The sequence below is a fragment of the Streptosporangium sp. NPDC001559 genome, assembly GCF_042893955.1.
Taxonomy (GTDB): domain Bacteria; phylum Actinomycetota; class Actinomycetes; order Streptosporangiales; family Streptosporangiaceae; genus Streptosporangium.
Genome location: NZ_JBIAVG010000018.1, coordinates 111,662 through 128,340, shown reverse-complemented (window position 1 = coordinate 128,340; position 16,679 = coordinate 111,662). Strand labels below are relative to the sequence as shown.

Here is a 16,679-nt window from a genome sequence, read left to right as displayed (position 1 = left end):
CCTCATGGGCGACACCGCCTACCTCACCGAAACCACCACCGAAGAGATCGGCAAGCCGGTCGCCGGCGAACTCGTCCAGGACGAGCACGGCCCCCGAGTATCGATCGCCCTCGGCCCCCGCCGGGCTCTGTGGACCAACGACTCCGCCTGGCTGCGCGCCCTGGCCTCCGCAGCCGGAGCGGGCGCGAACGTCCTGGACGCCATCACCCACACCGGCCCCGTCTGGACCGAAGGGCAGCTGCTGCAGCTGGCCCGCGCCCTGTACAGCGTTGTGGCCGCGTCGACGTTGCCCTCCGACTCGCCCGCCCGCGTCCGCCACCTGGACGCCGTGCGGGAGGAGGTGATGGACCTCCTGGCCGACTTGACCGACGAGCAGCGTATGGACGTGGCCGCTTCCTGGCGCGACCGGAACACCACGGAGTCGCCGGCCACGCCGGTCGAGGTCGAGGAGCCGCTCGGTCTCCGCGCCTCCGCGGTCGGTCACCCGCCGTACATCGACCCGACCCCGACCGGCGTCCACCCCGTCCTGAACCCGGGGGCCGACCAGTGACCGCCCTCCTACCCGGCACGGGCTGGCTGCTGGCCGCCCTGCTGACCGTCGCCCTGGCCGCCCAGCACCTGCGCCACCGGCCCGCCCTCCGCCACCGCATCACCGCGCTGGCTGCCCGCCGGGCCCGAGCGGCCCGCGCCACTCTCGCCGCCACCGTCCGCGGCATCACCCTCCACCCCCGCGCACCCCACCACGGAAGGACGCCCCGATGAGCGCCACCACACTCGACCTGTCCCCGGCCGCCATCCTCCGCAGAGCCGCCACCATCATCGACCGCAACGGCCTGATGATCGCCGACTACTACGACGAAGACCAGCAGATCTGCGAAGGCACTTCCAGCCGCGACTGCCGCGTCTGCTCCCTCGGCGCCATCGCCATCGCCGCAGGCCTCCCGCCCACCGCCTGGGCAAGCACCATCAAGCAGGTCGACCCCATCAGCGAGGTCGAGCCGATCGACCCCGACCAGTTCGAAGCGGCGTTGGCCGCCGCCGAAGCGTTCGCGAAGCACCTCCGGCTCGGCCTTCCCACCGACGACGTAGCAACCCCCTACCGGCAGCAGGTCCGCTCGAACCGCCTGGAGGTGGCGGTCGGGCGTGAGTGGAACGACCGGCCGCAAACCCAGGAGACGGTGGTGGACGCGCTACGCGCCGCCGCCGACGACCTCCTTCTCGTCGACGCGCCGAACGGCGGTGGAGCCACCAGCACCCACCGCACCCTCACTCAGGCCGAACTTCTCGCCGAAGCGGCCAAGCAATTCGGCAAGGACCCCATGAAGTGGGCGTTCCAGTGCCCCAGCTGCGGCGACGTCGCCACCGGCCAGGACTTCAAGGACGCGCTGGCCGCCCACCCTCGCAAGCACAGCAACAGGAAGCCGGTCCTGGCGTCCGACGTCATCGGCCAGGAGTGCATCGGCCGGACCCTCGGCGCCCTGAAGGGCCGCGCCGGGAGCTGGACGGGCCGCGGCTGCACCTGGGTCGCTTACGGCCTGTTCCGTGGGCCGTGGGAGGTCACCCTGACGGACGGGCGCAGCATGTGGTGCTTCCCGCTCGCCGACGCCGTGGTGGGGGTGGCTCCCGATGCGTGACCTCCTCCTGTGGACCGGCGCCGCCCTCATCGGCCTGGCCATCACCGCCCTGCTCTACCTCCTCTTGTCCCCGATGCCCCGCCGCTCCAAGCCGCTGGAACAGCTGGCGGACCCGGACGACGACTACGACGGGCTGGTCTCCCTCGACAAGTGGAGGCGGCAGTGACCGACCGCCCCTCACGCCTCGACGAGACGGACGTCGAACTCGCGCTCGCCACGATGCGCGACCTCGCCGACCAGGTTCCGGTGCGCGATGGCCTCGACGACATCCGCCGGAGGACAACGTGCTGCTGAGCATCCTCACCGCCCTCGCCGCCATCGCCGCAGCAGGCGTCAGCATCTGGGCCTCCCGCCGCCGCATCACCTGGCTGGCCGCCCTCGCGCTCACCCTCTACCTCGCCGCCGTGGCCGCGACCCTCCTCCTCATCCCCGCCGAGCCCGAGCAGGCTCCCCACACCGTCCTGGAGGCCCAGGCATGAGCACCCAGACCCTCGCCGAACTGCCGCGCGTCGCTGCCAACGCCCTTCGCGACCGCGAAGCCGCGAAGCACTTCGCGCTCATGATCGAGCACCTCGGCCGCGCCCTGGCCGCCCTGGACGCCGGACGGTGGGATGGCGCCCGCGACCACCTCGCCAGCCTGCGGGAGGAGTCGGCCATCGCCGACGTCTACCTCAACTCCGGCCAGCCCGACCCAGCGGCGTTCGTGGCCGCTGTCCGCGCCCAGATCCCGCAGGAGTGGGCGACCGCCATCCGGCTCGCCCTCGAGAGCGAAGCTGTCCGGTGACCGCCCCCACGACCCCCGCCGCCGAGCCCATCCCCAGCCCGGCGGCGGGCACCACCCCGCCCCTCATCACCGTCGTCGTCTACGGCACCCCCGGCCCCCAGGGCAGCAAACGGCACGTCGGCGACGGCCGCCTCATCGAGTCCTCCAAGAAGGTCGCCCCCTGGCGGGCGAGTGTCCGGCAGGCCGCCGTCGAAGCCACCGACCCCGCCTGCGCCGCCCTCGGCCTCGTCGAATGGGAACCCCTCGACCAGCCGCTCATCGTCGAGATGGCCTTCACCCTCCACCGAGGCAAGACCGTCAAACGCCCCCACCACACCACCTACCCCGACCTGTCCAAGCTGATCAGGTCCACCGAGGACGCGCTCACCGCAGCTGGGATCTGGGCCGACGACGCCCGAGTCGTCCGCTACCACAACCCCCGCAAGCTCTACGTCGGCGACACCGACCCCGACGCCCTCCTCGCGCCGGGTGTGGTCATCCGCATCTGGGCGGTGACGCCGTGACCACCGTGGCCTGCGCCTGCTGCGGACGCCCCGGCACCCACCACGCTCGCGGCCTTACCACCGCCTGCTACACCCGCCACCGCGTCCACAACACCCTGGACCGCTACCCACGCACCGTCGGCGCCGCCCCCATCTGGACCCCCGTCAGCGCCCGGGGCCGACGCCTCCTGGCGCAGTACGCCGCGCTCCTCGCCGCGAAAGCCTCCCCGGCCCGCATCCGGTGGGAGCTGTCCCTCGGCGAGCGGCAGATCCAGCGCTACGCCGCCGCCCACCGCCACCAGACCGCCCAGACCACCGAAAGGAGCGCCGCCGCATGACCGCAACCGCCATGCGACCCGACACAAGCAAGGCCCTCGCCCTCCTCGCCGCCGGCCACACCATCCACGCCGTCGCCGAACACACCGGCTGGCCCATCTCCGCCGTCCGCGGCCTCGCCAACGGCCAAAAGGGCTGGATGATCGACAAGAACGGCCGCGTCTACGACCCCAGCAAACCGAAGTACAAGGCCCAGGTCCCCGACGACGTACCCACCGAGGACCTCACCTGGGCGCGCAGCCTTCTCGACGGAACCCCCCGCACCATCCAGTTCCAGGCACCCACCCCCGCGACACCGGCCGCCCCGCCGAAGCCCGCCCCGACCGCCGCGCCGCACCCGAAGCCCCCCGCCGCCAGCAGCCCCCGCCCCGTCAAGGGCGCCGCCGCCGTCGACCTGCCTCTGGCCGCGATCCACGACCACCCCGGCAACATCCGCAGCGAACTCGGCGACCTTGACGAGCTCGCCGCCAGCATCGCCGCCCAGGGACTCCTGCAGCCCCTCACCGTCCGCCCCCACCCGGCCAAGCCCGGCCACTACGAACTGCTCGCCGGCCACCGACGCCGCGCCGCCGCCCTCCAGGCAGGCCTCACCACCGTTCCGGCCGTCATCCGCCACGACGTCACCGACACCCAGGCGATCGAGGTGATGCTGGTCGAGAACGTGCAGAGGAGAGACCTCAACCCGATCGAGAAAGCCGAAGCGCTCGGCGCGCTGCGCGACCAGGGCTACTCCGGCGCCCTCATCACCGCCCGCACCGGCATAGCCTCCGGCACCGTCTCCTACCTCCTGGCGCTCCTGGAGCTCGACGACGCCTCCAAGGAGCGGGTCCGTACCGGCGAGCTGACCGCCACCGACGCCGTCGCCGCCGTCCGCCGCCTGCGCAAGAAGGCCCGCGAAGCCCGCGCCGCCGGGTCCTCCGCGGTTCCGGCGTGGTCGTGGGAGCCCGACTACCTGACCACCACTCACCCGCTCGCGAAGAAGGCCTCCCGGCTGTGTCAGGCCAGGGAGCACACCGCCCGCCGCCGGATCGGGCGGGTCGCGTGCGGCCAGTGCTGGGAGACCGTCATCAGGGGCGACGAGCGCGTCGTCATCGCCACCGAGGCCGAGCACCAGGGGAGCGCCTCGTGAAAGGCGTCGAGCGGGCCGCATGCCGACGGGTTGACGCCGAGCTGTTCTTCCCGGTCTCTTACACCATCCGCCCCGCGGTGGACGCAGCCAAGGCGGTCTGCTCCGGCTGTCCGATCCTGGCCGATTGCCGCACCTACGCCCTGGAAGCGGCCGAACCCGACGGGATCTGGGGTGGCCTCACCCCGGCTGAGCGCGCCGAACTTCTCCGCGGCCCCCGTGCGTCCGCTCCTGACGTTGGTGCTCTCCAGCTCCGTCAGGCCCTGAACGCCTGCCGTGAGCGGCTCGACTGGACGTGGCGTCAGGTCGCCGACGCCCTCGGCGTCACCGAGGCCCTCGTCAGCAAGCTTGGCTCCGGCCGCCGCATGAACCCCGACGCGATGGAGCGCGCCTGGGCGTGGGTCGCCGAGCAGGACGCCGGGGTGCCCGCATGACCGGCCGGATCGCACCCGCACGCCGCGCCCTCACCTACGCCCACCACCCCCTCGACGGCGACAAGACGGTGTGCGGCCTCGACACCACCGACCCGGGCGAACTGTGGCAGACGGTACCGCCCGACGCCATGGTCCCCACCTGCCGAGCCTGCCAGGGCGAAGAGGAACCGCCGACGCTCGACGCGATCGCGTGGCTAGAGGAACAGGCCGACACCTACAAGGCCCAGCTCGGCAACCCCACCACCGCGCGCACCCTGCCGACCGCCCCCGACCACCTCACCTACCCGGGTGCGAAGCCGCTGGGACCCAAGGCCTCCACCATCGCCCAGGACCTCCGTGCCTGACCGGACCATCGCCTCCAGCCCGGCCGCCACCCGCGGCCGGGCCTGCAGGTACTGGATCCCCACCGAGGCGCGCCGCTGCGGCGCGGTCAGTGACGTGAGGCCTTTCATCGCCGGGCCCCGCTGTCCCCGCCACACCCCGGCCGCCCTCGCGGGCGAACCGGAGCCCGGCGCCCACTTCTCGCCGACGACGTCGGCTTCAGCAAGACAAGGCGACACCCCGTCCAAGCACGACGCCTCGCTCCCCAAGGAGGCAGCACCATGACCCAGCTCACCTACTACCCGCCCCGGACCCGCGAAGATGCCGCGCCCGACGTCCACTACGACCCGCCGTGGAACCCCGCAGAGCTGAAGCACGGCTACACCCTCGCCCAGCTCGACCGCATCGCCGCCCTGGCCACCAACACCGGCCGCAAGATCGTCATGCACTACCTCGACCGCCGTGACGAAGCCTGGTCCGCGATCGTCGAACACCTCTACACCAGCACGGAACCACCCACCGCCCACCAGCTGGTCGAAGTCGGCCGCAACGCCATCTACGCCCTCATCAGGTCCGAGTACCGGGAGATGGGCTTCTACCGGGAGCACACCGACGGCCAGGCCCACGGGCCCGGGTCCTCACCGAAGTACCAGCAGTACTGGCAGTACATCACCCGCCACACCGCTTCCCCCGAAGGGGCGGTCGTGGAACGGCTCGCCCTTGAGCAGATCCTCCCCAGCCTGACGCCGCGCCAGCGAGAGGCGATCTACGCGCTGGCCGCCGCCGACCTGTACGAGGCCGCCGCCGCGCTCCTCGACATGACCCCCGCGACGTTCAAGAGCCACATCGCCAAGGGGCGACAGCGCTTCCGCGAACTGTGGCACGAAGGCGAGACCCCGTCGAGGCCCTGGGGGACCGACCGGCGCGCCGACCGCCGCCACGACAGGCCGACGAAGGTCCTGGCCCGCCGTGCCCGCGACGCCCAGCGCCGCGCCGAACGGCAGGAGGCGGCATGACCGTGCGCACGATCGCCGACACCTACGCCAATCTCCAGGGGGCCCTCCTCGGCCTGGTGCCGCTGGCCATCGCCGAACTGCGCGGCACCACCTTCGAGCAGCGGCAGGAACGCGTCGCGGCCGACGCCGACCTGATCGCCACCCAGGCCGACGAGATGATGTTCGGCAAGGGCAAGAAGGCGACCGGCGTACTGTCGGCCACCGCCCTCGGCATCGCGGTCGGCGCCTACCAGCCCGGCGGCGTCACCGTCCTCGGCCTGCACGCCTGCGTTCACCCGCACCCCGGATGCCCCGCCCCCGGAGCCCAGCGGGCCGAGTGCTGCGTGTGTGACCCCACCTGCACCGCCCACCGCCCCGACGGCGCTTGCCTCCAGGAGTGCGGCTGGTGCGCGAACGGGTGCGCCGACGACGAGTGCTGCGCGACCCCGGTTCCGCTGTTCGGGCGGATCGTCCTCCTGAAGCGGGAGATGACGCCATGATCCGCACCGGGTACACCCGCAGCAGCCCCCGGACCCGCGGAGTCCACCATGCCCTGGCCGCCCAGCACCTGCAGCAGTTGCAGACGCCCCGCAACGCTGGTCATCACCGGCAGGACCCCGGGGCGCAGCTACTACGCCGCCCTGAGCTGCACGGCGTGCGCGCCACGGCACCGGGAGAAGGCCCGCGCCGCCGGGCCCCTCGTCGAGGAGCCGTACGGGCAGCCGAACGAGGAGCAGGAGCAGGCCGCCCTGTTCTGACCGCCGCAGCGCCAACGTCGCCAGGAGCCCTCCTCGGCGTGCCCACGCGCCGAAGACAGGCCTTGCTCCCGCTGTCCCAATAAGCCCTACCAGCATCAAGGGAGACGCCTCCGTGGCGCGGATTCGCAGTATCAAACCCGACTTCTTCACCTCGGAGAAGATCGCAACACTGCCCCTGTCGGCGCGGCTGTTGTTCATCGGGTTGTGGACGCACGTGGACGACAACGGTGTCGCCCCTGACAACGAGAAGCTCATCAACGCGGCCATCTGGCCGCTTGAGGACGACCCTCGCGAGTCCCTCCAGAGGACTCGGGAGGATCTCCGGAGACTCTCCACGGCGGGTCTGATCGTGCGGTATGAGGCCTCCGGAAAGCCCCTGTTGTTCATCCGCAGCTGGGATGAACACCAGAAGGTCTCCCACCCCGCGAAACCCCGCTACCCCCGGCCTTCCGAGCAGCAGATCGAAGCGGCGCTCAACGCTGCGACCAGCAGAAACGACCCCGAACCCGAACCTCCTCACCCACCCTCCGGAAATCCTCCGGAGGGTCTCCAGAGCCCTCCGGAGATCCTCGCCCCTGAGCAGGGAGCAGGGAGCAGGGAGCAGGGAGCAGGGATTCCGCCTTCGGCGGGCACGGCTCCGCCGCGCCGCGCGCCCGCCCCGCCCGGTGCCGCCGACGAACACCCCGCCGCCGCCGTCACCGCGCAGACCCTCGTCGCCGAATACATCGACACCTGCCGCCACCGGCCCCCCAGCGACGTCCTCGGCCAACTCGGCAAACGCGTCAAGCAGCTGCTCGACGACGGCATCCCGCCCGACGCAGTCCGCGACGGCATGACCGCCTGGGCCGCCAAGGGCCTCAGCCCCAGCACGCTGCCCGCCGTGGTCAACGAGGTCATGAACCGCACCACCCCGGCCCAACCCGGCAAGTCCCGCAACGCCCAGATCCTCGACGCCGCCATGGAGCGCGCCCTCGCCGCCGAAGCCGCCATGGCCGCCCGCACCGACCCCGTGAGAGGAGAACTCGCCTCATGACCCCCACCGAAGCCGTCCGCTTCGTCCGCCACGTCGGCCGCCTCTGGCCCCAGCAACGCCTCGAAGACGGCACCCCCGACGCCTGGTACGCCGCCGCCCTCAAGGACATCAACCCCGACGACGCCGCCGAAGCCGTCGACCGGCTGGTGAAACTCCACCCCTTCACCTCGCTCGCCGAGATCGTGAGCGAGGTCCGCCGCATCCGGGAAGAGCGCATCGCCCGCCACCCGGTCCCCACACCGCCCGCCGAACTCGCCGACAACGCCCACGCCTACAAGGCCCGGCTGGCGGCCTCCATCGAGCGTCTCGCCAACGGCGCGCACATCCCCAGAGCGGCGATCGCGACCGGCACCGGCGCTCCACCCACCCCCGAGTACACCCAGGCCCGCGGCGCCGACCGCGACCCGCTCCGCGTCGCCGCCAACCAGGTCCCGTGCCCCTGGCAGCCTTGCCGGGCCGCCGTCGGCCAGTCCTGCGTCAACGCCGCCGGACGCCGCCTGCCCGGAGCCCCCGCCCACGAAGGGCGCCTGGTTGATGCCGGGCTCGCCGAGTGGCGCGACGTCAACGGCGTGCGCCGCGCTGTCCTCTTCGGAGCGCAGTCGTGAGCACCACCGACCTCGACCAGCTGGCCGACCGCATGCTCTGGCCTGCCACCCGCCTCATCGCCGCCGTCCACGACCGCGACGACCGCGCCTCCCACGACGTGCTGAACCGCCTCGGGCTCGTCGAGCTGCGCGCGCTCGCCGTCGTTCTCGCCGCCCTGGTGCCGGACGACCAGGCCCTCACCACGCTCGCCGACTGGACCCGCGGCGCACCACCCGTCTCCGAACGGCAGGCCGCCGAGCACCGGGCCGAACTCGAAGCCGAGCTGATCGCCGCGCGGAGGCGAGTGGCATGACCCGCGCCGTCCTCGACCAGCCCGCGCTCTGGGACGAACCCGCCGAGCCCGCGCGCCCGCCGCGCCGCCCCACCCACACACCCCGGCCCCGCCGGACCCGGGAGAGCCAGGCCGAACCCTGCGAGCCCTCCTGCCTGGTGTGCGGGAAGGCCGAAGGGCGCGGACTGTGCAGCCCCCGCTGCTCGGTCACCTGCGTCCACGTCGCCCAGGCCGACCTGGTGGAGGTGTGCCTCGTCACCGTCCACGTCACCGCGCGGGTCGTCGTCGGCATCCACGGATTCGAGCCCGGCAGGAAGATCGCCGTCGTCACCTGCCCGTTCTGCACGCGGGTCCACTGGCACGCCGCCCAGTACGGCAGGCGCTACCGGATGGCGCACTGCGGGCAGCCGTACATCGTCACCCTCGCCCGGCCCCACATTGGCCCCCAGGAGGCGCTGAGAGCCACGGAGACGGGCGGAACCGCGCCACGCACACAACGGGCCACCCCCAAGCCTCACGAAGCCTCACAGGCCACCACAGCCGCGCGAGGCGCAGCGGCCGCACGCGCCGCACTCGCAGGAGCAACCCGATGAACGGCCCCCGCCGCTTCCACCTCACCCGCGACCACGACAACACCACCGTCGCCGACGGCATCCTCTGGCCCGACCGCACCGCCACCATCCGCTGGCGCAGCAACCCCTCGACCATCGACACCCAGCCGCTCGCCGACATCAAGGCCATCCGCGGCCACCACATCGTCCTGACCTCCGCCGCAGACCGGCTCGGACGCATCGCCCACGCCCACACCAAGGAGATCACCGAGGGCGGCATGACGTCCGGCTGCTGCACCGAATGCGGGAACCCGTGGCCCTGCCCGACCTACGTGTGGGCCACCGAAGAGCGGGACCCACTCGCCACCTGGGACCCCGCTGACGACGAGGAACCGAACGAGATGCCTGACACCCCCGCCGCCGTACACCCCGTCTGACCCCGACCAGCACCACGGAGCCCCCTTGTCCCGCCCTTGCCCCGTCCCGACCTGCACCCGCACCATGCCCGGCAACCTCACCGTCTGCCGGGCCTGCTCCACCGGCCTGCTCCGAGATCTCACTGACGTGCCCTCACTCGACCTGCACCTGGACCTGGCCCTCACCCGGCAGGCCAAACTCGGCACGTCCGGCGGCCGGGCCGAGGCCTCCGACGAGATCGACCCCGAGGTCGGGCTCACCCTCCGGCGAACCCCGCTGCCCTGGGACCAGCGAGCCCGCGAGGCCAGGGACGTCCTGCGGAGCGCGCTCGTCGGGTGGGTCCGCGTGCTCCTGGCCGACGACGAGCGACCCGGGCCGACCTGCCAGGCCTGCGACCACCCGAGCTGCGTGTGGATCGCCGCCAGCCGCACCCCCACCGACACGCTGCCCGCACTCGCACGATGGCTCATCCAGCAGCGGCGCGCGCTCCTCGCCCACCCGGCCGTCGAAGAGGCCGTCGACGAGCTGGCGGACGCCGTACGGCAGGCCAGGCGTGCCATCGACCGACCAGCCGCCACCTGGTACGCAGGGCCCTGCGGAGTGCGGGACTGCACCGCCGACCTGTACGCCCGACACGGAGTCCGCACTATTCGCTGCCACACCTGCCGGGCCGCCCACGACGCCGCCGCTCGGGAGGAATGGCTCCTCGACCAGGTCGCCGACGTCCTCGGCACCGCCGCCGAGATCGCCCGCGCCCTGCACGGCTTCCATGACCGCCTAACGCCGGCCATGATCCGCGGCTACGCCCACCGCGGCAGGATCACCGCAAAAGGCGAGAACGAGCTTGGTCGCCCGCTGTACCGTGTCGGAGACGTACTGGACCTGGTCTTATGAGAAGGCCCGATGCTCACCATCGAACAGGCACGGAAGCACCTCCCCATCGGCACCCGAGTCCGTCACCGGGTTCACGACAGGGCTGGCGCGATCGCCCAATCTCCTCCTGAAGCACAGGACTCTGGTGCGGCGCACCTCGTCAATCAGGAGGGGATCTGTTTCTGCGTCTACGTGCAGTGGGACGGAGATGAAGGCCCCTTCTGGGGCAGGGGAAGCTTCGGAGGGTGGGCTGGCCCTTGGGACCTGGAAAGAGTCCTGGACGGCGAGCCCAGTGATGCTGGCGCACTGCTCGACGCGGCGATGCGCCAGGTGGGCAAAGAATCTCTCGACCCCGAAGTCGAGAACAGGGACGCGGTGAAAATGGCGCTGTGGATGGCCTACCACGGCGACCGAGAGACCCTGCAGAAGTACCTCGCAAGGTGCGCGCCAGAAGGTCTGGAGAAGCTTGTCGCCGGGGCTGCACTCCTCGCCGAGGAGGTGGAGGCGCTCAAGGCGCGGCAGTGATCGCTTGACAGCGACCTGCGCGAACGCCACCATGTGCTCAGCTACGACACGAAGGCCCGCCACCGAGCGGGCCTTTCGCATGAGAACGGCACCTGTGATCGTCTTCCCGCGTCCGCTCGACATCGTCCCCATCCTCGACGAGGACGACGTCCTCCTGCTGCCCGCCCTCTGGCCGGTGCGGCTCAACCCTCAGCAGCGACGCGAACTGGCGTACGCCCTGCTCGACCTCGACGAGCACTAGACGCGCACCCCTGGCGGGAGTGCGCCCGGCTCCGCACCCAGGCCCCCAACCCGTGGGTGCGTGAGCCCCGCGGCCCGGCCCCGGCGACTGAGGAGCGCTGTGGGCCGGGCCGCCTCTCGGCCGGGCGGGTGGCCTGACGCTGCGGCGGGCCGCCCGCCCGCACCATCACGAAGGAGCTCCTGTGCGCCTGACCGACCGCGTCTCCGAGTTCATCACCACCGCCCTCGCCGACCAGACGCTGCCCGGCGAGGTCATCGACCACGAAGTGATGATGGTCATCACCTACCGGCCCGGCGGCGAGATCCCTCACATCTGGCTCCAGTTCGTCGGCTACGACTCGGCTGGAGACCCGCTCATCCCCGTGTCGGTCGACATCACCGGGCCGTGCCCGAGCCTGTCCGTGATCCAGGGCCACGTGGCCACTGCCCTCGCCTGGATCAGGGCCCAGTAGGCGAAGGCCCCCTCACCCGCCGATCGTCAACGCGAGCGGCTGAGCGACCTGCTCGGCGGTGTACTGCAGGCGCCCGCGGTGGCTGACCTCGACGCCGTAGAACTTGTGGCCACCCGGCACGCCCTCAACGTTGAAGAGGAAGACACACCCCGTGTGCCTGTTCCACGACCCGTAGGCGAGCCGCCCCAGCGCGATCGTGGTCGACGAGGCGTCTGTCACCACGACCTGAGCGCCCTCCTGGATGTCGGAGTAGCCGCCGCGGGTGGCGCACCTGACCTCGTCCATCGTCGTGACGGCGGAGAAGTCCGCGACGGTTACCGTCCCGCTCACCGTCAGAGCGGCAGGCTGAGCAGGTGGCGGTGGCGACTGGCCACAGGCGGAGAGCAGGACCAGAGCGGCGACGTATCGAGCGGGCGTTCTCACAGCCGGTACATCGAAGCACCGGGGCCCAGGGTTTCAGGGGCGCCCCGTCGAACCGGGCGGGCACTCGACTCGGGGCCACATCGTCGGGGACGCACGAGGCGTCCGGCCCGTGCTCGCTCAACCTCTCAGTCACGAGGGTGCAGGAGGTGCGCGATGCCTCTACGGGAGTGCCTCACCTGCCGGGGGCTACATCGGGGGACGGGGCCACGCTGCGGGCCCTGCACCACCCAGCAAGACCGAGCACGCGACGCAGCACGCGGAACCACCACGGAGCGAGGCCTCGGGTGGTCACACCAGCAGGCAGCCAAGCTCGTCCTCACAGACGCCACAACGTGCGCGATCTGCGGACTCCCACCGACCGAGGACAACCCGCTGACCGCAGGCCACATCATCGCCCGCGTCGACGGCGGCACGAACGAGCTGGACAACTACCAACCCGAGTGCCAGCGCTGCAACTACGGCAAGCGTCAGCATGGACGCTGACGCTCATCGGATCAACGTCCGCTGCGGTCCGCTGAACCGCTTCGGATCGCCGCGGCCCTGAGGGGCGGCCACCCCCACCCCAGGGTCCTGCCCCCGCTCCACCCACCTGCCTGCCGCCCACCCGTCCCGCACGGCAGGACGTGTGGTCGCTCACCAACGCTCGCGCTCGATGGCTCGACGCGAGCGCTTCGCCCGTTGAGCCGAGAGCGGATCACAAGATCACGATCAACTCTCCGAACTGTACGAAAGCGGACATACACACCCAGGGAGTACCCCCAGGGGGGTGGGGCGGTCACGTAAGCCAGAGCAGCGCGACCTGACCCGTGTTTCGTGCTTGCACTTTTATCGTCGAAATTCTCGATTCCGGGCCGGGGGTGACTTATGGCACCCGCCGGTCGCCCGCCCGTCCCCAACGAGATCAAGCGCCGCCGCGGTACGGCGCGCCCCGACCGGACACCGGATGTGGCGACCGTGGTCGCCCTGCCGATGGCCGACGGCATCCCCGAGCCGCCCGCCGACTTCGGGCTGGAAGCGCGGCGGCTGTGGGAGCGGATCTGGCAGGACGGCGTCACCTGGATCTCGCCCAAGAGCGACGCGGAGGCGGCTGAGCAGGCGTGCCGCTTGGCCGACGATGTTGCGATCGCCCGCGACCGGTACCGGGCGACCCGGGAGCCGGCCGACGGCCGGATGGTGGCGACCTTCCACCGGGAGCTCGCCGCGGCGCTCGGCGCCTTGGGGTTCGACCCGGCTTCCCGGACCCGGCTCGGCGTGGCCGAGGTGACCCGGGTGTCGAAGCTGGAGGCGCTGCGTGCCCAGAAGCGTTGACGGGTGGCCGCCTCGGTGGCTGACGCCGGTGCCGGCCGCCGACGTGAAGCGGGGCGACGGTGAGCACTGCGCTGACTTCATCGAGGCGCTGTGCCGGGTGACGAAGGACAGCGTGGCGGGCGGCGCCGGGTCGGCGATCGCCCTGCGGGGCTGGCAGCGGCAGGTCCTGGGGCATCTGCTCGCGCGCCGGCCGGACGGCCGCTACCGGCACCGCCAGGCGCTCATCGGCGTCGCCCGCAAGAACGGCAAGAGCGCGCTCGGTGCGGGCCTGGCCCTGTACGGGCTGGTGATGGGCCCCGAGGGCGGCGAGGTCTACTCCTGCGCGGGCGAGAAGGAGCAGGCCCGGATCGTGTTCGGCACCGCGCGCCGCATGGTGGAGATGGAGCCGGAGCTCGCCGATATCTGCAAGTGTTACCGGGACGCGATCGAGGTCCCGGCGACCGGGTCGGTGTATCGGGTCCTGTCGGCGGAGGCCTTCACCAAGGAGGGCCTGAACCCGACGACGGTCCTTTTCGACGAGGTCCACGTGCAGCCCACCCGTGAGCTGTGGGACGTGATGGCGCTGGCCATGGGTGCCCGGGTCGAGCCGCTCATGGTCGGGATCACCACGGCGGGCGTGCGGACGGACTCCACCGGGTCGGACTCGCTGTGTTACGGCCTGTACCAGTACGGCAAGCGGGTCGCCGCGGGTGAGGTCGACGACCCGTCGTTCCTGATGGCGTGGTGGGAGCCGGGTGACGCGGCGGCCGACCACCGAGGCCAGGACACCTGGCGGCAGGCCAACCCCGGCTACGGCGACCTGGTGGCGGCTGAGGACTTCACCGCGGCGGTGCTGCGCACCCCGGAGGCCGAGTTCCGCACCAAGCGCTGCAACCAGTGGGTGAGTACGGCGAAGGCGTGGCTGCCGACCGGCACCTGGGCGGCGTGCGCCGATGAGCGGCCGATCCCCGACGGCGCCGAGGTCGTGCTGGGGTTCGACGGATCGTTCTCCAACGACAGCACGGCCCTCGTGGTCGTGGAGGTGGGCGACGTGCCGCACATCGACGTCGCGGCGTGCTGGGAGCGTCCGCCCGAGGCGGGTCAGGACTGGCGGGTGCCGATCGCCGACGTGGAGGACGCGATCCGGGAGGCGTGCCGCCGGTGGAGTGTGCGGGAGATCTGCTGCGACCCCTACCGGTGGTCGCGCACCTACCAGATCCTCGAAGAGGAAGGCCTGCCCATCGTGGAGTTCCCGCAGAGCCCTGCCCGCATGGTGCCGGCCACCCAGCGGATGTATGAGGCGGTCGTGAATCGGCAGGTCACGCACTCGGGAGACCCCAGGCTGGCGCGGCACTTCGACAACTGCACGATCAAGACGGACCAGCGGGGCAGCCGGATCATGAAGGACGCCCGCAACAGCCCTCGGAAGATCGACCTGGCCATCGCCGCCGTGATGGCGCTGTGGCGGGCGTGCGCCCCGGTCGAGGATGGGGCCGAGCCATGGGCAGCGTGGGTGTGAGGAGGACGCGGTGGTGACCCTGAACATCCCAGTCGAGCGGGTGGCCGAGCAGGCTCGTGGTTATGACCCGGCGCGGTTCTTCCTGCTGTGCCTGGCGGCGCTGCCGCTCGCGCTCGGCTGGACGGCTCGCGCGGTGTGGTTCGTGGCGTCGTTCGCGGTCGCAGCGGTCAGGGTCGGCTGGGAGTCGGGCCCTGCGGGAGCGTCGGATGAACGCGGCAGGGGTGCGCGGCGCTGATGAGTGTTCTGGAGCGGATCGCCAACGCTCGGGGCCGCCCTGCGGCGCGGTCGATCACGACAATCGACGAGTACGCCCTGGCGGTCAGCCAGTTCATGTACGGCGGGGCGCTGTACGGCGGCGGAGTGCAGCAGACGATCGCCGGGCAGGCCGAGCGGATCACCGTCGACCTGGCCGGGTTGGCGTCGGCGGCGTACGCCGCGCACGGGCCGGTGTTCGCGCTGATGGCCGTGCGGATGCGCGTGTTCTCCTCGGTGCGGCTGGTCTGGCAGCAGGTGCGTGGCGGCAACGGCCGGCCTGGAAAGTTCTTCGGGAACTCCGATCTGTCGCTGCTGGAGACGCCCTGGGTGGGCGGGACCACCCAGGATCTGCTCACCGCCATGATCGTGGACCTGGACCTGACAGGTAATTCGTACTTCACCCGGGTGGGTGGCGAGCTGGTGAGGCTGCGGCCCGACTGGGTGAGCATCGTGCTGGAGCCGCGCCAGTTCCGTGGAGGCACCCTTGGCTATCGCCGGATCGGCTACCTGTACCAGGAGGGCGGCCTCGGCTACGGGGACGGTGGCGGAATCCCGCTGCTGCCGGACGAGGTGTGCCACTTCACGATGGAGCCGGACCCGCTGGCCACCTACCGCGGTATGTCGTGGCTGACGCCGGTCCTGCGGGAGCTGCAGAACGACAAGCTCATGCAGGTCCATCAGCGGAAGTTCTTCGAGAACGGCGCGACGCCGAACATGGTCATCAGCTTGGACGCCGCGGTGAAGCCCGACATGATGGAGCGCTTCGTCGCGAAGTTCCGGGAGCGGCACGAGGGTGTGGAGAACGCCTACAGAACGTTGATGGTGGGCGGCGGCGCCGACGTGACCGTGGTCGGCGCCAACTTCGACCAGATGGCGTTCACTGGGGTCCAAGGTCGGGGCGAGACCAGACTGGCGGCCGCCGCCGGCGTCCCGGTGACGATCGTCGGCTTCTCCGAGGGCTTGCAGGGGTCAAGTCTGAACGCCGGCAACTTCGGCCAGGCGCGCAGGCAGTTCGCCGACGGCACCATGCATGCACTGTGGTCTTCGGCCGCTGGGAGTCTGCAGCAGATCGTCTCTCCGCCTCCGGGTGCTCGGCTGTGGTTCGACACCAGGAATGTGCCGTTCCTTCGCGAGGACGCCAAGGACGCCGCCGAGATCCAGCAGATCCGGGCCGCCACCATCAGGACGCTGGGAGATGCGGGCTACACCTCGGACTCGGTCAAGGCGGCCGTGGAGGCCGACGACATGTCGCTGCTGGAGCACAGCGGCCTGTACTCCGTGCAGCTGCAGCCGCCCGGAACGAGCACGGCGCCGGCCATCGGTGCTGGCGACGAAGGAGGCACCGGATGAGCCTCGA

30 protein-coding genes are annotated in these 16,679 nt (G+C 71.5%); 29 read left to right on the top strand and 1 reads right to left on the bottom strand.

Features of this window, described 5'->3' with window-relative positions; translation table 11 throughout:
- Positions 1–4: 4 nt before the first annotated feature.
- The 24 genes from ACFYY8_RS33775 (at position 5) to ACFYY8_RS33660 (ending at position 11,838) form a co-directional block, all read left to right on the top strand.
- The gene (locus ACFYY8_RS33775) at positions 5–550 is read left to right on the top strand and encodes a hypothetical protein (protein ID WP_390048082.1); all 546 of its coding nucleotides are present in this window, start codon (positions 5–7) and stop codon (positions 548–550) included.
- On the top strand, positions 547–762 hold the full coding sequence (locus tag ACFYY8_RS33770; RefSeq protein WP_390048080.1) for a hypothetical protein: 216 nt from the start codon (positions 547–549) through the stop codon (positions 760–762). The genes ACFYY8_RS33775 and ACFYY8_RS33770 overlap by 4 nt, the downstream gene beginning before the upstream one ends.
- On the top strand, positions 759–1,634 hold the full coding sequence (locus ACFYY8_RS33765; RefSeq protein ID WP_390048078.1) for a VVA0879 family protein: 876 nt from the start codon (positions 759–761) through the stop codon (positions 1,632–1,634). Before ACFYY8_RS33770 ends, ACFYY8_RS33765 begins: the two co-directional genes overlap by 4 nt.
- A complete protein-coding gene (locus tag ACFYY8_RS33760; protein WP_390048076.1) occupies positions 1,627–1,800 on the top strand; it encodes a hypothetical protein in 174 nt (57 codons plus the stop codon). The genes ACFYY8_RS33765 and ACFYY8_RS33760 overlap by 8 nt, the downstream gene beginning before the upstream one ends.
- On the top strand, positions 1,797–1,928 hold the full coding sequence (locus ACFYY8_RS33755; RefSeq protein ID WP_390048074.1) for a hypothetical protein: 132 nt from the start codon (positions 1,797–1,799) through the stop codon (positions 1,926–1,928). Before ACFYY8_RS33760 ends, ACFYY8_RS33755 begins: the two co-directional genes overlap by 4 nt.
- Positions 1,919–2,113 (top strand): hypothetical protein, encoded by a 195-nt coding sequence (locus ACFYY8_RS33750; protein WP_390048072.1) that lies wholly within the window; start codon positions 1,919–1,921, stop codon positions 2,111–2,113. The genes ACFYY8_RS33755 and ACFYY8_RS33750 overlap by 10 nt, the downstream gene beginning before the upstream one ends.
- Positions 2,110–2,418, top strand: coding sequence for a hypothetical protein (locus ACFYY8_RS33745; protein WP_390048070.1), 309 nt, complete (start codon positions 2,110–2,112; stop codon positions 2,416–2,418). The genes ACFYY8_RS33750 and ACFYY8_RS33745 overlap by 4 nt, the downstream gene beginning before the upstream one ends.
- On the top strand, positions 2,415–2,921 hold the full coding sequence (locus tag ACFYY8_RS33740; RefSeq protein WP_390048068.1) for a RusA family crossover junction endodeoxyribonuclease: 507 nt from the start codon (positions 2,415–2,417) through the stop codon (positions 2,919–2,921). The genes ACFYY8_RS33745 and ACFYY8_RS33740 overlap by 4 nt, the downstream gene beginning before the upstream one ends.
- On the top strand, positions 2,918–3,238 hold the full coding sequence (locus ACFYY8_RS33735) for a hypothetical protein (protein WP_390048067.1): 321 nt from the start codon (positions 2,918–2,920) through the stop codon (positions 3,236–3,238). The genes ACFYY8_RS33740 and ACFYY8_RS33735 overlap by 4 nt, the downstream gene beginning before the upstream one ends.
- Positions 3,235–4,365, top strand: coding sequence for a ParB/RepB/Spo0J family partition protein (locus ACFYY8_RS33730; protein ID WP_390048065.1), 1,131 nt, complete (start codon positions 3,235–3,237; stop codon positions 4,363–4,365). Before ACFYY8_RS33735 ends, ACFYY8_RS33730 begins: the two co-directional genes overlap by 4 nt.
- Positions 4,362–4,796, top strand: a complete 435-nt coding sequence (locus ACFYY8_RS33725) for a WhiB family transcriptional regulator (RefSeq protein ID WP_390048063.1) — start codon at positions 4,362–4,364, stop codon at positions 4,794–4,796. The genes ACFYY8_RS33730 and ACFYY8_RS33725 overlap by 4 nt, the downstream gene beginning before the upstream one ends.
- A complete protein-coding gene (locus ACFYY8_RS33720) occupies positions 4,793–5,140 on the top strand; it encodes a hypothetical protein (protein ID WP_390048061.1) in 348 nt (115 codons plus the stop codon). The genes ACFYY8_RS33725 and ACFYY8_RS33720 overlap by 4 nt, the downstream gene beginning before the upstream one ends.
- Positions 5,141–5,398: 258 nt before the next feature.
- Positions 5,399–6,133: a hypothetical protein gene (locus tag ACFYY8_RS33715; protein ID WP_390048059.1), complete on the top strand. Its 735-nt coding sequence runs from the start codon at positions 5,399–5,401 to the stop codon at positions 6,131–6,133.
- Entirely contained in the window at positions 6,130–6,612 is a 483-nt protein-coding gene (locus ACFYY8_RS33710; RefSeq protein WP_390048057.1) for a hypothetical protein, read from the top strand. The genes ACFYY8_RS33715 and ACFYY8_RS33710 overlap by 4 nt, the downstream gene beginning before the upstream one ends.
- A gap of 48 nt (positions 6,613–6,660) precedes the next feature.
- Positions 6,661–6,870, top strand: coding sequence for a hypothetical protein (locus tag ACFYY8_RS33705; RefSeq protein WP_390048055.1), 210 nt, complete (start codon positions 6,661–6,663; stop codon positions 6,868–6,870).
- A 112-nt stretch (positions 6,871–6,982) separates the two neighbouring features.
- Positions 6,983–7,903 (top strand): hypothetical protein, encoded by a 921-nt coding sequence (locus tag ACFYY8_RS33700; protein WP_390048053.1) that lies wholly within the window; start codon positions 6,983–6,985, stop codon positions 7,901–7,903.
- The gene (locus tag ACFYY8_RS33695; RefSeq protein WP_390048051.1) at positions 7,900–8,508 is read left to right on the top strand and encodes a hypothetical protein; all 609 of its coding nucleotides are present in this window, start codon (positions 7,900–7,902) and stop codon (positions 8,506–8,508) included. Before ACFYY8_RS33700 ends, ACFYY8_RS33695 begins: the two co-directional genes overlap by 4 nt.
- Positions 8,505–8,801 (top strand): hypothetical protein, encoded by a 297-nt coding sequence (locus ACFYY8_RS33690; RefSeq protein ID WP_390048050.1) that lies wholly within the window; start codon positions 8,505–8,507, stop codon positions 8,799–8,801. The genes ACFYY8_RS33695 and ACFYY8_RS33690 overlap by 4 nt, the downstream gene beginning before the upstream one ends.
- Positions 8,798–9,373, top strand: coding sequence for a hypothetical protein (locus tag ACFYY8_RS33685; protein WP_390048048.1), 576 nt, complete (start codon positions 8,798–8,800; stop codon positions 9,371–9,373). The genes ACFYY8_RS33690 and ACFYY8_RS33685 overlap by 4 nt, the downstream gene beginning before the upstream one ends.
- Entirely contained in the window at positions 9,370–9,768 is a 399-nt protein-coding gene (locus ACFYY8_RS33680; RefSeq protein ID WP_390048046.1) for a hypothetical protein, read from the top strand. The genes ACFYY8_RS33685 and ACFYY8_RS33680 overlap by 4 nt, the downstream gene beginning before the upstream one ends.
- Positions 9,769–9,793: 25 nt before the next feature.
- Entirely contained in the window at positions 9,794–10,642 is an 849-nt protein-coding gene (locus tag ACFYY8_RS33675; protein WP_390048044.1) for a hypothetical protein, read from the top strand.
- Between the two features lie 9 nt (positions 10,643–10,651).
- Positions 10,652–11,146 carry a hypothetical protein gene (locus tag ACFYY8_RS33670; protein WP_390048042.1) on the top strand — a complete coding sequence of 165 codons (495 nt, stop codon included), beginning with the start codon at positions 10,652–10,654 and terminating at the stop codon, positions 11,144–11,146.
- Between the two features lie 79 nt (positions 11,147–11,225).
- Positions 11,226–11,387 carry a hypothetical protein gene (locus ACFYY8_RS33665; RefSeq protein WP_390048040.1) on the top strand — a complete coding sequence of 54 codons (162 nt, stop codon included), beginning with the start codon at positions 11,226–11,228 and terminating at the stop codon, positions 11,385–11,387.
- 181 nt (positions 11,388–11,568) lie between these two features.
- A complete protein-coding gene (locus ACFYY8_RS33660; RefSeq protein WP_390048038.1) occupies positions 11,569–11,838 on the top strand; it encodes a hypothetical protein in 270 nt (89 codons plus the stop codon).
- Between the two features lie 12 nt (positions 11,839–11,850).
- Here ACFYY8_RS33660 and ACFYY8_RS33655 read toward each other — a convergent pair whose 3' ends face one another.
- Positions 11,851–12,168 (bottom strand): hypothetical protein, encoded by a 318-nt coding sequence (locus ACFYY8_RS33655; protein ID WP_390048036.1) that lies wholly within the window; start codon positions 12,166–12,168, stop codon positions 11,851–11,853.
- A gap of 246 nt (positions 12,169–12,414) precedes the next feature.
- On the opposite strand from ACFYY8_RS33655, the gene ACFYY8_RS33650 reads away from it, so the two are divergent.
- The 5 genes from ACFYY8_RS33650 (at position 12,415) to ACFYY8_RS33630 (ending at position 16,672) form a co-directional block, all read left to right on the top strand.
- Entirely contained in the window at positions 12,415–12,744 is a 330-nt protein-coding gene (locus ACFYY8_RS33650) for an HNH endonuclease (RefSeq protein WP_352015359.1), read from the top strand.
- Positions 12,745–13,125: 381 nt separating this feature from the next.
- Positions 13,126–13,569: a hypothetical protein gene (locus tag ACFYY8_RS33645; protein ID WP_386197152.1), complete on the top strand. Its 444-nt coding sequence runs from the start codon at positions 13,126–13,128 to the stop codon at positions 13,567–13,569.
- Complete coding sequence (locus ACFYY8_RS33640; protein WP_390048033.1) at positions 13,553–15,067, top strand: terminase large subunit domain-containing protein; 1,515 nt, start codon at positions 13,553–13,555, stop codon at positions 15,065–15,067. Before ACFYY8_RS33645 ends, ACFYY8_RS33640 begins: the two co-directional genes overlap by 17 nt.
- Positions 15,068–15,080: 13 nt before the next feature.
- On the top strand, positions 15,081–15,302 hold the full coding sequence (locus ACFYY8_RS33635) for a hypothetical protein (protein WP_352015356.1): 222 nt from the start codon (positions 15,081–15,083) through the stop codon (positions 15,300–15,302).
- Entirely contained in the window at positions 15,302–16,672 is a 1,371-nt protein-coding gene (locus tag ACFYY8_RS33630; RefSeq protein WP_390048030.1) for a phage portal protein, read from the top strand. Before ACFYY8_RS33635 ends, ACFYY8_RS33630 begins: the two co-directional genes overlap by 1 nt.
- Positions 16,673–16,679 lie beyond the last annotated feature (7 nt).

Excerpts from the sequence above, each read along its gene's own strand:
- ACFYY8_RS33775 (WP_390048082.1), top strand. The coding sequence starts at position 5 with ATGGGCGACACCGCCTACCTCACCGAAACCACCACCGAAGAGATCGGC.
- ACFYY8_RS33765 (WP_390048078.1), top strand. The coding sequence starts at position 759 with ATGAGCGCCACCACACTCGACCTGTCCCCGGCCGCCATCCTCCGCAGA.
- ACFYY8_RS33760 (WP_390048076.1), top strand. The coding sequence starts at position 1,627 with ATGCGTGACCTCCTCCTGTGGACCGGCGCCGCCCTCATCGGCCTGGCC.
- ACFYY8_RS33745 (WP_390048070.1), top strand. The coding sequence starts at position 2,110 with ATGAGCACCCAGACCCTCGCCGAACTGCCGCGCGTCGCTGCCAACGCC.
- ACFYY8_RS33730 (WP_390048065.1), top strand. The coding sequence starts at position 3,235 with ATGACCGCAACCGCCATGCGACCCGACACAAGCAAGGCCCTCGCCCTC.
- ACFYY8_RS33720 (WP_390048061.1), top strand. The coding sequence starts at position 4,793 with ATGACCGGCCGGATCGCACCCGCACGCCGCGCCCTCACCTACGCCCAC.
- ACFYY8_RS33715 (WP_390048059.1), top strand. The coding sequence starts at position 5,399 with ATGACCCAGCTCACCTACTACCCGCCCCGGACCCGCGAAGATGCCGCG.
- ACFYY8_RS33710 (WP_390048057.1), top strand. The coding sequence starts at position 6,130 with ATGACCGTGCGCACGATCGCCGACACCTACGCCAATCTCCAGGGGGCC.
- ACFYY8_RS33705 (WP_390048055.1), top strand. The coding sequence starts at position 6,661 with ATGCCCTGGCCGCCCAGCACCTGCAGCAGTTGCAGACGCCCCGCAACG.
- ACFYY8_RS33695 (WP_390048051.1), top strand. The coding sequence starts at position 7,900 with ATGACCCCCACCGAAGCCGTCCGCTTCGTCCGCCACGTCGGCCGCCTC.
- ACFYY8_RS33685 (WP_390048048.1), top strand. The coding sequence starts at position 8,798 with ATGACCCGCGCCGTCCTCGACCAGCCCGCGCTCTGGGACGAACCCGCC.
- ACFYY8_RS33680 (WP_390048046.1), top strand. The coding sequence starts at position 9,370 with ATGAACGGCCCCCGCCGCTTCCACCTCACCCGCGACCACGACAACACC.
- ACFYY8_RS33670 (WP_390048042.1), top strand. The coding sequence starts at position 10,652 with ATGCTCACCATCGAACAGGCACGGAAGCACCTCCCCATCGGCACCCGA.
- ACFYY8_RS33665 (WP_390048040.1), top strand. The coding sequence starts at position 11,226 with ATGAGAACGGCACCTGTGATCGTCTTCCCGCGTCCGCTCGACATCGTC.
- ACFYY8_RS33650 (WP_352015359.1), top strand. The coding sequence starts at position 12,415 with ATGCCTCTACGGGAGTGCCTCACCTGCCGGGGGCTACATCGGGGGACG.
- ACFYY8_RS33645 (WP_386197152.1), top strand. The coding sequence starts at position 13,126 with ATGGCACCCGCCGGTCGCCCGCCCGTCCCCAACGAGATCAAGCGCCGC.
- ACFYY8_RS33630 (WP_390048030.1), top strand. The coding sequence starts at position 15,302 with ATGAGTGTTCTGGAGCGGATCGCCAACGCTCGGGGCCGCCCTGCGGCG.